Origin of the sequence: Micromonospora vulcania (assembly GCF_042658605.1) — a bacterium.
In the GTDB taxonomy this organism is placed as follows: Bacteria; Actinomycetota; Actinomycetes; order Mycobacteriales; family Micromonosporaceae; genus Micromonospora; species Micromonospora vulcania.
On record NZ_JBHSQS010000006.1, the window covers coordinates 308315 to 322557 of the forward strand.

At 71.1% G+C, this 14243-nt stretch carries 16 protein-coding genes; 12 read left to right on the plus strand and 4 right to left on the minus strand.

Annotated elements, in window-relative coordinates; translation table 11 throughout:
* Positions 1-82 precede the first annotated feature (82 nt).
* The gene (locus ACFQGL_RS12545) at positions 83-265 is read right to left on the minus strand and encodes a mersacidin/lichenicidin family type 2 lantibiotic (RefSeq protein WP_377510327.1); all 183 of its coding nucleotides are present in this window, start codon (positions 263-265) and stop codon (positions 83-85) included.
* A gap of 320 nt (positions 266-585) precedes the next feature.
* On the opposite strand from ACFQGL_RS12545, the gene ACFQGL_RS12550 reads away from it, so the two are divergent.
* Complete coding sequence (locus ACFQGL_RS12550) at positions 586-3231, plus strand: AAA family ATPase (RefSeq protein ID WP_377510330.1); 2646 nt, start codon at positions 586-588, stop codon at positions 3229-3231.
* Positions 3232-3285: 54 nt separating this feature from the next.
* On the opposite strand, the gene rpsD is transcribed toward ACFQGL_RS12550, so the two are convergent.
* Positions 3286-3894, minus strand: a complete 609-nt coding sequence (gene rpsD, locus ACFQGL_RS12555; RefSeq protein WP_377510333.1) for a 30S ribosomal protein S4 — start codon at positions 3892-3894, stop codon at positions 3286-3288.
* Between the two features lie 71 nt (positions 3895-3965).
* Here rpsD and ACFQGL_RS12560 point away from each other — a divergent pair, with 71 nt between their 5' ends.
* Complete coding sequence (locus ACFQGL_RS12560) at positions 3966-4679, plus strand: DUF2470 domain-containing protein (protein ID WP_377510654.1); 714 nt, start codon at positions 3966-3968, stop codon at positions 4677-4679.
* 130 nt (positions 4680-4809) lie between these two features.
* On the plus strand, positions 4810-5100 hold the full coding sequence (locus tag ACFQGL_RS12565) for a DUF1540 domain-containing protein (protein WP_377510336.1): 291 nt from the start codon (positions 4810-4812) through the stop codon (positions 5098-5100).
* 52 nt (positions 5101-5152) lie between these two features.
* Here ACFQGL_RS12565 and ACFQGL_RS12570 read toward each other — a convergent pair whose 3' ends face one another.
* The gene (locus tag ACFQGL_RS12570) at positions 5153-6040 is read right to left on the minus strand and encodes a peptidoglycan DD-metalloendopeptidase family protein (protein ID WP_377510339.1); all 888 of its coding nucleotides are present in this window, start codon (positions 6038-6040) and stop codon (positions 5153-5155) included.
* A gap of 259 nt (positions 6041-6299) precedes the next feature.
* Between ACFQGL_RS12570 and ACFQGL_RS12575 the strand changes: the two genes are divergently transcribed.
* The 8 genes from ACFQGL_RS12575 (at position 6300) to ACFQGL_RS12610 (ending at position 12701) form a co-directional block, all read left to right on the plus strand.
* Positions 6300-7427 carry a DUF4185 domain-containing protein gene (locus tag ACFQGL_RS12575; protein WP_377510342.1) on the plus strand — a complete coding sequence of 376 codons (1128 nt, stop codon included), beginning with the start codon at positions 6300-6302 and terminating at the stop codon, positions 7425-7427.
* 71 nt (positions 7428-7498) lie between these two features.
* Entirely contained in the window at positions 7499-8320 is an 822-nt protein-coding gene (locus ACFQGL_RS12580) for an SAM-dependent methyltransferase (protein WP_377510345.1), read from the plus strand.
* 266 nt (positions 8321-8586) lie between these two features.
* Positions 8587-9012, plus strand: coding sequence for a TOBE domain-containing protein (locus tag ACFQGL_RS12585; RefSeq protein ID WP_377510348.1), 426 nt, complete (start codon positions 8587-8589; stop codon positions 9010-9012).
* Positions 9009-9806 (plus strand): molybdate ABC transporter substrate-binding protein, encoded by a 798-nt coding sequence (modA, locus tag ACFQGL_RS12590; protein WP_377510351.1) that lies wholly within the window; start codon positions 9009-9011, stop codon positions 9804-9806. Before ACFQGL_RS12585 ends, modA begins: the two co-directional genes overlap by 4 nt.
* Before the next feature lie 27 nt (positions 9807-9833).
* A complete protein-coding gene (locus ACFQGL_RS12595; RefSeq protein ID WP_377510354.1) occupies positions 9834-10655 on the plus strand; it encodes an ABC transporter permease in 822 nt (273 codons plus the stop codon).
* On the plus strand, positions 10652-11728 hold the full coding sequence (locus tag ACFQGL_RS12600) for an ABC transporter ATP-binding protein (RefSeq protein ID WP_377510357.1): 1077 nt from the start codon (positions 10652-10654) through the stop codon (positions 11726-11728). The genes ACFQGL_RS12595 and ACFQGL_RS12600 overlap by 4 nt, the downstream gene beginning before the upstream one ends.
* Before the next feature lie 183 nt (positions 11729-11911).
* Entirely contained in the window at positions 11912-12214 is a 303-nt protein-coding gene (locus ACFQGL_RS12605; protein ID WP_377510360.1) for a GNAT family N-acetyltransferase, read from the plus strand.
* 61 nt (positions 12215-12275) lie between these two features.
* Complete coding sequence (locus ACFQGL_RS12610) at positions 12276-12701, plus strand: nucleoside deaminase (RefSeq protein WP_377510363.1); 426 nt, start codon at positions 12276-12278, stop codon at positions 12699-12701.
* A 117-nt stretch (positions 12702-12818) separates the two neighbouring features.
* Here the strand turns inward: ACFQGL_RS12610 and ACFQGL_RS12615 are convergent, their stop codons facing one another.
* Positions 12819-13190: a DUF4267 domain-containing protein gene (locus ACFQGL_RS12615; RefSeq protein WP_377510365.1), complete on the minus strand. Its 372-nt coding sequence runs from the start codon at positions 13188-13190 to the stop codon at positions 12819-12821.
* A gap of 128 nt (positions 13191-13318) precedes the next feature.
* On the opposite strand from ACFQGL_RS12615, the gene ACFQGL_RS12620 reads away from it, so the two are divergent.
* Positions 13319-14203 carry a LysR family transcriptional regulator gene (locus ACFQGL_RS12620; RefSeq protein WP_377510368.1) on the plus strand — a complete coding sequence of 295 codons (885 nt, stop codon included), beginning with the start codon at positions 13319-13321 and terminating at the stop codon, positions 14201-14203.
* The last annotated feature ends 40 nt before the right edge of the window (positions 14204-14243 follow it).

The window sequence follows — 14243 nt, forward strand, 5'->3', positions numbered from 1 at the left end:
CCCTCGCGGTGAGGTCGGGCGGGACGACGGGGTCCGGGCCAGGCCCGGACCCCGTACGGACCCGATGGTCGGTCGTTCCGGATCAGCAGACGCAGTGGCAGCAGGCCGTGGTGTGTCCGGTGGTCGCGGCGGCACCGCCGGCCACCGTCTCCAGCTGGTCACGGTCCAGCTCGACCACGCCGGCCGGGTGGGACTCGACGACCTCGGGCGAGGCGGCGCGGCGGTACTCGTCCTTCCAGCTGCTGACGATGTCGGTGATGGACATTCGGTTTCTCCTCTCAGGACGACCGCCGGCCTGCCCGGCGGTCGTTGGCAGAACCAGCGTCGGTGCCGAGGGGGTGCCGGCACATGAGTAGCCGGTACCTCACCCCGGCCCGGTGCTGTCACCGTGGTGACAACCGAACCCGCGGGCCGGGGCGTCAGGTGTGCAGGCGTGTCTGGAAGGTGACGGCACCACCGCTCGGGGTGTGTGAGGGTGGGCCCGCGACACCCAGACCGCCGTGCACACGATCCGGCTGGTCGAGCGGATCGAGGACGGAGATGGCGACCGGGCCCGGGGGGACCCGGCCGGGTTGAAGGGGTTCCGTGTCTGCACCAGGAGGTTTCGTCGACGGTGCCGCCGGTTGGCCGTTCGTCGGCAGGACGCGCGAGCGGGACCGGGCGGTCGAGGCGCTCACCGCGTCGCCGGGTCAGGGGGTCGTGCTCACCGGCGATCCGGGGGTGGGAAAGAGCCGGCTGTTGGAGGCGGTGCTGGACCAGGCACTGCGACGCCAACATGTCGTACTGCGGGTCACCGCCACCCCGGGTTGGCGCGGCGTGCCGTTCGGCGTGCTCGCCAGCCGGCTGCCGCAGCCGTCCGACGCGAGCGTGGCCGACGTCTTCCGGGACGTGGAGCGCCGGCTCCGCGAGGTCGCGGCCGGCCGGGGCGTGGTGGTCGGCGTGGACGACCTCAACTGGCTGGACGACGCGTCCGGCGCACTGCTCGAACGTCTCGTCGCGGGCGGCACCGTACGGGTGGTGGCGAGCGTACGCGGTGACGCCCTGGACGCCGCGCCGGTGGCGGCGCTGCGCCGGTCCTGCGGCATCGACCGGGTTCACGTGCCGCCACTGGACCCGGACGAGACCGCCCTGCTGGTCCGCGAGGCGCTCGGTGGTCCGGTCGACGGCCTGACCCTCGGCACGCTGTGGCGGATCAGTCAGGGCAACCCGCTCTTCCTGCGTGAGGCACTGCGCTGCGGGCTTCGCGACGGCGGGCTGGTCCAGCGTGACGGGATGTGGACCTGGCCCGCCGAATCGCTCTGTCCCACGCACCTGGCCGACCTCATCGACCAGACACTCGGCACGCTCACCTCCGAGGAGGCCGAGGCGTTGCAGTACGTCGCGCACGCCGAGCCGGCACCGCTGGCGTTGATCGAGCGGACGGTCGACCCGCTGACCGCGGAGCGGCTGGAGGAGCGGGGCCTGATCCGCCTGGTCCGCCACGGTGCGGCCGTGCTGGTGCAGACCGGCCACCCGCTCTACGCCGAGGTGGTCCGCAACCGTACCGGCGCGCTGCGGGCCCGCCGGCTGCGCCGGACCCTGGCCGAGGCGCTCGCGACCGTGGACGGCGGCGGCGCCGACGACCGGGCGCGGATCGCGGCCTGGCGCTGCGAGGCGGATCTGCCGGTGGACGCGGACGACCTGCTGGTGGCATCGGAGTACGCGCTACGCCGGCACGACGCGGTGCTGGCCGAGCGGTTGGGCCGTCGGATCGGCTCCGCGCGGGGCGACTGGCAGGTGGGCCGGGCGCTGGTGGCTCAGGGCCGCAGCGACGAGGCGGACGGGTACCTGGCCCGCGCGGCGGCCGACCTCGTCGACCCGCGGGACCGCGCGGAGGCGACGGCGCTGCGGGCGCTGAACATGTACTGGGGTGGCCGCCGGCCGGACCGGGCCCGCGAGGTGATCGACGCGGGTCGCCGTGAGCTGCCTGCCGAGGCGCTGCCCGGGTTGCTCGCCGCGGAGGTGGGGGTCGCGGCGTTCGGCGGCGACGCGGTCGGCGCCCGGGCATCCGTGGTGCGGTTGGCCGCCGACCGGCCCCGGGATCCGCTGCTGGCGACGGCCGTCGCGGCGCTGCTGCCGTACCTGCTGCTGTTCGACGGGCAGCCGGGCCGGGCGGTGCGGATGTTCGAGACCGGCGAGGTCGACCTCCCGGAGACCTGGCCGACGATGCGGGCGGCCACGCAGGCGTGCCACGTGCAGTCCCTGGTGTTGTCCGGGCGGTTGCCGGAGGCCGAACGGCTGGCGCAGCGCTACTACCAGGACGCGGTGACCCGGGGCTCGGCGGACGCGGTCGGGCTGCTCGCCTTCTCCCGGGGCAAGTGCGCGTACCACGCCGGGCAGATGCGCCGGTCGATGCGCTGGCTGCACGAGGCGCGGACCCTCGTCGCCGAGGGCACCCTGTTTCCGATCCGGGACTACGTCCTGTCGGCCAACGCGTACGTGGCGGCGCAACTGGGTGAGCTGGCCGAGAGCAGGCGCCTGCTGCGGCAGCTCGACGACGACCGGGCCGACGACGACGGGGCGCACACCGGCGGCCTGGTGGCCATCGACGCCGAGCTGACCGCAGCCTGGCTGACCGCGGCCGAGGGGCGTCCGGCCACGGCCGTCGCCACGCTGCGCGACCTGCACGGGCGGGCCGAGCAGGCGACCACGGTCACGGTCGAGTGCCTGCACCTGCTCTCCCGCCTGGAGCCCAGCGCCGCGACCGCCGCGCGTCTGGCCGAGGCGACGACCGACTGTGACAGCCCGCTGTTCGGCCTGTGGTCCGAGTACGCCCACGCGCTGGCCGCCGACGACCCGGCCGCGTTGGAACGCGTCGGCACCGCCCTGGAGGCCAGCGGGTACCTGACGCTGGGGCTGGAGGCGGTGGTGGCCGCCGAGGCGGCGTACGGTCGGCGCGGCGACCAGCGCCGGGCGAACCTGCTGGCCCGCCGGGCGGACCTGCTGCGGGAGCGGTGCGGCGGCTACTGGCCGCCGTTGAGCCCTCGGCCAACGGACCGGGAGGGGCTCACCCCACGGGAGCGGCAGATCTGCGAGCTGGCCTCGACCGGGCGTGACAACGCGGCGATCGCGGCCGAGCTGGTGTTGTCGGTACGGACCGTGGAGAACCACCTCCAGCGGGCGTACGTCAAGCTCGGCGTACGGGGCCGGTCCGGGCTCACCCAGGCGATCGGCGTACGGCGGGCCGGGTGAGGCCGGGCTGCGGCGCGCCCACGGGGCGGATGCCGCGCCTCGGCCCACTCCCGCTCAGCGCGAGTAGTACTCGACGACGAGCTGCACGTCACAGACGACCGGCACCTCCGACCGCAGCGGGGGCCGGGCCAGCCGGGCGGTCAGGCCGGTCAGGCTGACCTCCAGGTAGGGCGCGGGACGCTCCGGGGCGTGCGCGCCGGCCGCCGCCACGACGAACGGCGCCTTGCCGCGACTGCGCTCCGACACTGCGATGACGTCACCGGGGCGCAGCCGCGCCGACGGCCGGTCCAGCCGACGGCCGTTCACGGTGATGTGGTGATGGGTGACGAGCTGGCGGGCCTGATAGATCGTCCGAGCGAATCCCGCCCGCAGCACCAGCGCGTCGAGCCGGGTCTCCAGATCGACGATCAGTTCCTCACCGGTCTTGCCCGGCCGGCGCACGGCCCGGTCGAACGCGGACCGCAGCTGGACCTCGCGCAGGTCGTACTGCGCCTTGAGGCGCTGCTTCTCCAACAGCCGGACCTTGTAGTCACTGGTGGTACGGCGGGCCCGGCCGTGTTGACCCGGTGGGAACGGGCGGCGCTCGAAGTACTTCACGCATTTCGGCGTCAAGGGGATGCCCAGTGCGCGGGAGCGCTTGACCTTGGGGCGGGTCTGATTCATCCTTCACCTCTCAAGTAAGGTAAGCCTTACCTTAATAGGAGGTGATCGGGTTGAGCAACCAGCTGACCGACATGACGGACGTGACCGACAGCCCGGCGAGCCGGCTCCGCTCGATGCTCGTCGCCAGCCCGTCGCTGGGCCTGCACCTGCCCGGCTTCCGGGCGGACATCGCCGGCCGACACGTCGTCACCCGGGACGGACGCCTACGAATCGAACTGCCCACGGATAGCCGGATGGCGCAGCACGTCGCGTACCAGGACGAGACGGTGGCGATGATCGAGGTGACCGACCTGGCACCCACCCCGGTACGCGACCGGGTCCGGGGACGCGCCACCCTCACCGGCTGGCTGAGCCCCGCCGAGGCCGACAGCACCGGACGCGCGGTCGACGACGACGTGGTGACGGTCCTCGACCTCGCCACCGCGGAGCTGACCACCGTCGACGGCACCACGTCGATCGACCCGGACGAGTTCGCCGACGCCGAGCCCGATCCGCTCGCCGCCGAGGAGGCCGACCTGCTGTGCCACCTCGACCACCACCACCCGCACACGGTCGAACGACTGTGCCGGCTGGTGGATCCCCGCCACCTGCATGGTGTCCGGATGGTCCGCCCGTTGCGCCTGGACCGCCACGGCATCGTCCTGCGGCTCGAACTGTCGAACCGCGACCGGGACGTCCGGCTGCAGTTCCCCAGCACGCTGCGCCATCCGGGCCAGCTCGGGGCACAGATCGAGGCACTGCTCGCGCACACGCGACACTGCCACCCTCCGCGCGCACGGTCCTAAACGGACAGGTGCCTTAGGTTAGGCTGACCTACCTCAAATACCCCTGAAAGGGGCAGTAAACCGGGAATCGTCCGCTCCGAGCCGGGTAAGGGTGTCCAGCAGACACGTCCAACGGAAGGCGGAAACGATCATGACTGACATGCTGGAGATGCCTCGGGTACACGAGTGCACGGTCACCGACTGCGGCTACAACCACGACGGCTGCCACGCGTTCGCCATCACCATCGGCCAGGAGAACGCCAACTGCGCCACCTTCATCGACACCTCCGCCAAGGGCGGGCTGGACCGGGTCATCGCCCAGGTCGGGGCGTGCCAGCGGTCCGAGTGCCGACACAACGCCGAGTTGGAGTGCCACGCCTCGTCGATTCGCGTCGGGCCGGGTCAGGACATCGCCGACTGCCAGACGTACGAACCACGATGAGTGGGGACCGGCCGGCTCCGCCGCGGAGCCGGCCGCAGACCCCGGGAACAGGTCAGTCCCACCGGTCCTGGTTCAGGAACCGGGCGAACCCCCGCCACGAGTTCGGCCCCATCACCCCGTCGATCGGGCCGGTGTAACCCCAGCCGGACGCGAGCCGCTGCACCGCCCTCCAGGTGTTCGCCCCCGGCACCCCGTCGATCGGGCCGGTGTAGCCGTAGCCACGCATGGCCCGTTGCAGGGCGGCGTAGGTCTGCGTACCGGGGACACCGTCGATCGGGCCGGTGTAACCCGAGGTGATCCGCAGCCAGTTCTGCATGCGCTTGTAGAAGACGGTGCCGGGGATGCCGTCCTGCTCGGTCGAGGTCTTGGGCAGCCCGCCGCCACCCGGGTTCTGGGCGATGTAGGTCAGCGGGTTGATGCGTACCCCACTGGGGTTGATCATGTGCCAGTGCAGGTGTGGCCCGGTGGAGCTGCCGGACCCGGGCGCACCGACCGCACCGCCCGAGCGTCCCACGATCGCACCGGCGCCGACCGCGGTGCCGTTGGACAGCAGGAACTGGGACAGGTGCAGGTACTGGCTGCGGTATCCGTCCGCGTGGTAGATCGTGACGGTGTGGCCGCCCGTACCGTTGTTCGGGATGTTCTGGATCGTGCCGGCGCCGCAGGCCGGCAGGTTGGTGCCGACGCCCATCCCGAAGTCGATACCGCCCAGCGAGCCGCTGTTCAGGTGGTCCTGCCAGGTGCCGGTGATCGGGTAGCCGGCGAACGGGTTGTAGATCGCGGGCGCGGCGTGGGCGATCCCGGGCAGGCCGACGACGCCACCGACGGCGAGCGCGCCGGTGGTCAGCGCGGTGCCCCGCAGCAGCCTCCGACGACTGATCCCGGGCTGTGACTGCTGTCCGTCGCCGCCGCAGCAGCCGGACGGATTGTCGTGGTTCATGGCCGGTCCTCCATACGGTCGTAGTTGACCATGGGCGAGCAGAGGGTAACCCTCGAAATCGTGGGGATCAATGTCCGGACCGGGCCGGACCGGGTCGGGACGGACGACCCCAGGCAGTGAATTCTGTCAACCCAATCTGAACATTTCCTTCGTCGTGACAGCCAAGGTGGGCAGGTATTGACATCGATGGTCGTCGCGGGTTGACTCGCCGGCAATCGAGCGAGCGGGCAACCGACGAGTGCAGCGTGAAGGGGCAGCCATGGGTATGCGTCGTCGTACGCTCCTCGGGCGGGTCGCGGCCATCGGTGCGGCCGGCGCCGTCGGTGCCACCGGGGCCGCTCTGATGACGGCCGGCCCCGCCCAGGCGGCGGTGTGGAAGAAGCGGTTGACCGGCGCGGACCTCGACACCAACAGCCGGTGGCGGGTGGCCGGCACCGACCTGGGCATCCCGTACGTGCTGGAGAACGGGTCGATCGGCTATCTCTTCGGCGACACCTTCAACACGCCGTGGCCGGAGGGCCCGCCGCTGCCGAACGACTGGCGCTCACCGGTCATGTTGCGCTCCGCCATCCACCCGGCCGCGCCGGGCGGGGTGGTCTTCGACAGCGCCGCACGGGTCGCCGGCAACGGACGCGCGCCGGAGCTGATGCACAACGGCCACAACGGCGTCGGCATCGACGGGCTGTGGGAGGTGACCGTCATCCCCAACGACGGCATCGCCTTCCCGGAGACCGGTCGGCAGCTCGTCTCCTACATGAGCATCGAGAACTGGAACTCCGCCGGCCCGGCCGGTCCGCAGTGGAGGTCGCGCTACGCGGGGCTCGCCTACTCGGACAACGGCAACGACTTCATCCGTACGCCGCTGAAGTGGTGGAACAGTCCCGACAACAAGGACCCGTTCCAGATGTGGACCATGCAGCGCGACGGCGACCACGTCTACGTCTTCTCGGTACGCTCCGGGCGCCAGGACGGCCCGATGATGCTGCGCCGCGTCCGGTGGGACCGGCTGTTCTACCCCGAGTCGTACGAGGGGTGGGGCTGGAACGGCACGAACTGGGGCTGGGGTCGCCCCTGCACCGCCATCCTCACCGGCCGCTTCGGCGAGCCGTCGGTACGCCGCCTCACCGACGGGACCTGGGTGATGTCGTACCTGAACTGCCAGACCGGCAACCTGGTCACCCGGACCGCCGCGGGGCCGGATCGGGCGTGGACCGCGGAGAAGGTCCAGGTCACCGGTTGGCAGGAGCCCGCCCTCTACGGCGGGTTCATCCACCCCTGGTCGAGTCGCGACGCCAACGACCTGCACCTGATGGTCTCGAAGTGGACGCGTACGCCGGACGGCCGAAGCACCGCATACCACGTCAGCCAGTTCGTCGGCTCGGTGTGACCGGCGGCATCCACATCGACCGTCGTGTGTGTAGGTTGTGGATGTCGTCGACAGCAGCGATGGGGGCCGGGATGATCAGCCGGAGCGGTGAACTGTCAGCGGTGGACCGAATCGACACCTCGGTAGCGCACCCGGCTCGCAGATACAACTACCTGCTGGGCGGCAAGGACAACTTCGCCGCTGACCGGGAGTCCGGCGACGCCCTCGCCGCCGCGATGCCCACCATCCGGCTCGCCGCCGTCGAGAACCGGATGTTCCTCCAGCGCGCGGTACGGTTCCTGGCGCGGCAGGGCGTCCGGCAGTTCCTGGACATCGGCACCGGCATCCCGACCGCCGACAACACGCACGAGGTCGCCCAGGCGGTCATCCCGTCCGCCCGGGTCGTCTACGTCGACAACGACCCGATCGTGCTGGCCCACGCCCGCGCGCTGCTGAGCAGCACCTCGGAGGGCCGCACGGCCTACCTCGACGCCGACCTGCGTGAGCCGGAGAAGATCCTCGCCCACCCTGATCTGGACGCCACGTTGGACCTGTCCGAGCCCGTCGCGTTGATGCTGGTGGCGATCCTGCACTTCATCCGCGACGACGAGGACCCGAGGGGCATCCTCGCCCGGCTCGTCGCCGCGCTCCCGACCGGCAGTTATGTGGTCGCCTCCCACGTCACCTGGGAATATCTGCCGCCGGCGGTGACCGCCAAGCTGGAAGCCAACAACGACAACGGCCAGTTCCGGGCCCGCAACACCGAGCAGTTCGCCGACCTCCTCGACGGCCTGGAGCTCGTCGAGCCGGGCATCGTGTCCGTGGCGCGGTGGCACACGGACGACCTGCCGCAGCCGCGCCCGTCCGTGCAGGACGTGTCCTTCAACGGCGTCGTCGCCCGCGTCGTGCGGTGACCGACAGTCCGGCAGGGTCAGCCTGACCGCAGGACACGTCGTCACCGCCCCGAGCCGGATCTGCGCGCCGGGGAGTCGGCGATGTGGTCGAGGACATCGGTCCACCGTCGGCGCTGTTCGTCGGTGCGGATCTGCCCTGTCGACAGCGTGTCACCAGCCATGAAGCCATCATGCAGATGCGGCCGATGAAAGGGAACACCAGGCCGATGCTGCGGCCCCAACAGCCATCTTCTCCTCGCAGGTGCGGTGGACTAGGGTTGGCCGACATGACGGTGTTTCGGATCGGCGAAGCGGCCGACCTGGTCGGAGTCAGCGTCGACACCATGAGGCGTTGGGTCGACGCGGGGCGCGTCGCCGCGGTCCGCGACGAGCACGGCCACCGCGTGATCAGAGGGATCGACCTCGCCACGTTCGTCCAGACCCAGGCCGCCGAGCCGGAGGATCGCGCCGACGAGTCGTCCGCGCGCAACCGCTTGCGGGGGATCGTCACCGCGGTGGTCAAGGACACCGTGATGGCGCAGGTCGACATCCAGGCCGGGCCGTTCCGGGTGGTGTCGCTGATGAGCCGGGAAGCCGTCGACGAACTCGGCCTGACCGTCGGATCGGTGGCGATCGCCGTCATCAAGTCCACCACGGTCATGGTGGAGAAGCCCACCCCGACCACCGGCAGCAGAGGGAGGACCAGCTCGTGAGAGCACGACGGTTCCGCATCGCCCTGGCCGCACTCACCGCACTGGCGGCGTTCGGCGTCACCGGCTGCGGCGACGCCGACCCCGCCAGCCCGCAACCGGGCAGCACCGCCTCCGGCGTCAGCGGCACGATCACCGTCTTCGCGGCGGCGTCGCTGACCGAGTCGTTCACCACGATCGGCAAGGACTTCGAGGCGGCCAACCCCGGCACGAAGGTCACCTTCAGCTTCGCCGGCAGCTCCGCGCTCGCCACCCAGATCAACCAGGGTGCCCCAGCGGACGTGTTCGCGTCCGCCGCCCCGGCGAACATGAAGGCGGTCACCGACGCGGGCAACGGCGACGGCACCCCGACCACCTTCGTGAAGAACCAGCTCGTCATCGCCGTGCCCAAGGGCAACCCGAACGGTGTGACCGGGCTGAGGGACCTCACCAAGCCCGGCGCGAAGGTCGCGCTCTGCGCCGAGCAGGTGCCCTGTGGCGCGGCGGCGAAGAAGGCCCTCGACGCCGCCGGGGTGAAACTCACCCCGGTCACGCTGGAGCAGGACGTCAAGGGCGCCCTGTCCAAGGTGAAGCTCGGCGAGGTCGACGCCGCCCTGGTCTACCGGACGGACGCGAAGGCATCCACCGCCGACGTCGACGGCATCGAGTTCCCCGAATCCGCCGGTGCCATCAACGAATACCCGATCACCGTCCTGAAGAGCGCGCCGAACAAGACCGGCGCGGCGGCCTTCGTCGCGTACGTGCGGTCGGACGCCGGCAGGTCCGTGCTCAGCCAGGCCGGTTTCCAGGCCCCGTAGGACGTGTCAGTCGCCAACGGTACGGACGTGGCGGAACGACCAGCGGTGGTCGCTCCGCCACGTCGCCGACGTTCCCGCATTCCGGTCGCGCTTCTCGTCCCCGCCACGCTCGGGCTGCTGTTCCTGGTCCTACCCCTGATCGGGCTCCTGGTCCGTACGCCGTGGAGCACCCTGCCGCAGCGACTGGCCGAGCCCGGCGTACTCACCGCACTGCGCCTGTCGTTGCAGACCGCGACCCTCGCCACGCTGCTCTGCCTGGCCTTCGGCGTACCCCTGGCGTGGTTGTTGGCCCGGGCCGAGTTCCCCGGCCGGCGCGTCGTCCGCGCGTTGGTCACCGTGCCGCTCGTGCTCCCGCCCGTCGTCGGCGGAGTGGCGCTGCTGCTGGTCTTCGGCCGCAAGGGTCTGCTCGGCGGCTGGCTCGACTCCACGTTCGGCATCACCCTGCCGTTCACCACTACCGGCGTCGTCCTCGCCGAGGCGTTCGTCGCCATGCCCTTCCTGATCATCGCGGTCGAGGGTGCGCTGCGCGGCGCGGACACCCGCTACGAGGAGGCCGCCGCAACCCTCGGCGCGGGACGCTGGACGACCTTCACCCACGTCACGCTCCCCCTCGTCGCCCCCGGCATCGCCGCCGGGGCGGTGCTCTGCTGGGCCCGCGCGCTCGGCGAGTTCGGCGCCACCATCACCTTCGCCGGCAACTTCCCGGGTCGCACCCAGACCATGCCGCTCGCGGTCTATCTCGCGTTGGAAACCGACCTGCAGTCGGCGATCGTCCTGAGCCTCATCCTGCTCACCGTCTCGGTCACCATCCTGGCCAGCCTCCGCGACCGATGGATCACCAGCCCGTGACGACCGACACGGATCCCAGTCTCGACGCCCATCTCGTCGTCGACCAGGGCACCTTCCGCCTCGACCTGACCCTGCGGGTCGCGCCGGGCGAGGTCGTCGCGCTGCTCGGGCCCAACGGCGCCGGCAAGACCACCGCCCTGCGTACGCTCGCCGGCCTGGCCGCACTCACCGCCGGCCATGTCACCCTCGGCGGCACCGACCTCGACCGGCCCGAGCGTCGGGTCTGGGTGCCCACCGAGCGCCGTCCGATCGGCGTGGTCTTCCAGGACTACCTGCTGTTCCCGCACCTGAGCGCACTGGACAACGTCGCGTTCGGCCCCCGGCGGCACGGCGTCGACCGGCGTGCCGCCCGCGAACAGGCCGCCGGCTGGCTGGACCGGATGGGGCTGGCCGACCACGCCCGGCGCAAACCACGTCAGCTCTCCGGTGGCCAGGCCCAACGGGTCGCGCTCGCCCGCGCCCTCGCCGTCGACCCGGCGCTGTTGCTGCTCGACGAGCCGCTCGCCGCGCTCGACGCCCGTACCCGCCTCGACACCCGGGCCGAACTGCAACGCCACCTCGGTGACCACACCGGGGCCACCCTGCTGGTCACCCACGATCCGCTCGACGCCCTGGTCCTCGCCGACCGGCTGATCATCGTCGAGGACGGCCGGGTGGTGCAGGAGGGCGATGCCGCGACCATCACCGCCCGACCGCGCACCGACTACGTGGCCCGCCTCGTCGGGCTCAACCTCTACCGCGGCGCCGCCAACGGGCTGACCGTCCTGGTCGGTGGCACCTTCCCGCTCGCCACCGCCGAGCAGCACCACGGGGACGTCTTCGTCGCCTTCCCACCCTCGGCCGTGGCCCTGTATCCGAAGCGCCCCGACGGCAGCCCCCGCAACACCTGGCCGGCCACCATCAGCGGCATCCAACGCCACGGCGACAACCTGCGCGTCCAGCTCGACGGCCCGGTCGGGGTGGCCGCCGACATCACCCCGCTCGCCGCCGCCCACCTCCACCTCGTCCCGGGCCAGGCCGTCTGGGCCACGGTCAAGGCCACCGAGACCCGCGTCTACCCCTGTTCGGGCTGACCCGACCTGTCGGAGCCACGGCCGCTGGCTCTGCACCGGTCGACCACCTGCGCGGCGGCCGCACCTGAGCGCGGTATACCTGTGAGTCATAATCATGACCCACAGGTATATGGCTCCTGAGCAGTACCGGCACCACGTCCCCACCACGTCGGGGTCGACCGGCGGACGTGGTTGGATGGTCCGGTGCAGTTCACCGTGACAGACGCGCCGACGCGGGAGCGATTCGAGGCGCGCGACGAGGCGGGCGCGGTCGCCGGGGTGGTCACCTACCAGCTGACCGGCAACGTCATCGCCTACACCCACACCGAGGTCGATCCGGAGTTCGAGGGCAAGGGCGTCGGGTCGACCCTGGCTCGGGCGGTGATGGACGACGCGCGGGCCAAGGGCCGTACCGTCGTGCCGATCTGCCCGTTTCTCAGCGAATGGCTGGTCAAGCACCCGGAGTACGAGGGCATCGTGGCTCGATCGACCCGCAAGGTGAAATAGGTCCTTCTCGTCCCGCCACGCCGGGCCGCGACCGCCGCTGTCGTATCGATAACGTTGGCTCATGACACCCGACGACGAGAAGTTCCTTCGCCAGGCGATCGAGATCGCCGGTCGGGCCGGCGCGGCCGGCGAGCGGCCGTTCGGTTCACTGCTGGTCGGCCCGGACGGGGACGTCCTGGCCGAGGACCACAACACGGTGGTCTCGGAACGCGACATCACGGCCCACCCGGAGCTGAAGCTGGCCCGCTGGGCGGCCAGGGAACTCGCCCCGGAGGTAGCAGCCGGCACCACCATGTACACGAGCTGCCAGCCATGCCCCATGTGCGCGACCGCCATCACCCGCTCCGGCCTGGGGCGGATCGTGTTCGGCCTGTCCGGCGAGCAGTTCGAGGACGTCAAACCGCCCACCCCGGAGCCGGCCCCGGTCCGTTACGAGGGACCGGCGTTGTTCGCCGAGGCCCGCGAGCCGATCGACCGTTACTACTGACGGTCGGCGACCCGCGCGTGGTCCCAGGAGTGGTGGTGCGGCGCGGACCACGACGGAGTCGGTGAGGTCCGGTACGGACAGCGACATGGGCGTACTCCCTGGGGTGGTTGGGTTCTTTCAGAGCGCGAACAGCAGGGCGGCACTGATCAGGACGACCACCGCGGTGGCGAAGTGGATGCCGAAGGCCGCTGCCCTGGTGCCGCCGTGGCGCAGGACGATCACCGTGTCGCCCAGCGGCAGCAGGGCCACGACGAGCATGAACCACGCCTCGGCCTGCGCGCCGGCGAACGCCAGCAGGACCAGGCCGAGTACGCCGTAGCTGAGGTCACGCAGGCCTTTGATCGTCAGATAGGCGCCGTCCCCGCCGGGTCTGGCCGGTACGCCGTAGCCGGCCGCGGCACTGTGCGGGGCGAGCAGGAAACGGGCACCGATGACGACGACGAAGAGGTTGAGCACGATGGCGAGCCCGTAGGCGATGGGGGTGAGCACGGCGACTCCCGTTGTCTTGTGACGATGAGGGGTGGTGTGGAAACAGCTTCCGGCCACGAACCCCTATTGATCAACGATGACTTCGGCCGATATTGATAACCTGTGCGTTATCGCCGGAGGTGCTGCGAGTGGAACTACGCGACATCGAGATCTTCCTGACGCTCGCCGAGGAACTGCACTTCGGCCGGACGGCCGAGCGCCTGCACGTCTCCCAGGCCCGGGTGAGCCAGGCGATCAAGAAGCAGGAACGGCAGATCGGCGCGGCCCTGTTCGACCGGACCAGTCGCACCGTGACCCTGACGCCGATCGGCCGCCAACTCCTCGACGACCTTCGGCCCGTTCAGCGCGGCCTACGCGACAGCCTGCAACGCGCCACGGCGGCAGCCCGGGGCACGACCGACGTCCTACGCCTGGGCATGCTCGCCAGCAACCTGGACGACCTGCGTCCGCTGTTGGACGGCCTACGGTCCCGCCGCCAACACTGTCTCCTGGAGATAGCCCACAACCACTTCAGCGACCCGTTCGGCCCGCTGCGCCGAGGTGAGATCGATGCCCAGATCAATTGGCTGCCGATCCAGGAGCCCGACCTCACCGTCGGGCCGATCGTCCACACCGAACGGATCCTGCTCGCCGTCGCGACCGACAACCCGCTCGCCTACCAGGACTCGGTCCGCTACGAGGACCTCGGCGACTACGTCGTCCCCTCCACCACCGCCCCGGACTACTGGGTGTCGGGCATCACGCCGTTCCACACTCCGAGCGGCAGGCCCATCCCGCGCGGCCCGTACGTGGCCAACTTCCAGGAACTCATCACCATCGTCGCGGCCGGCAACGCGGTCTGCCCGGTGCACGACCACGCGAGCCGCTACTACGCCCGTCCCGACATCCGCTACCTGCCGATCGCGGACGCGCCGATCGCCGAGTGGGCACTCATCTGGCGTACGGCGGCGGAGACCGACCTCATCCGTACACTCGCCCAGGTCGTCACCGATCTCGGACCGCTCCGGCTGTAGGCGGTTCGCCCGTGGGGCGCGGTCCGGATCTTCCGGAACG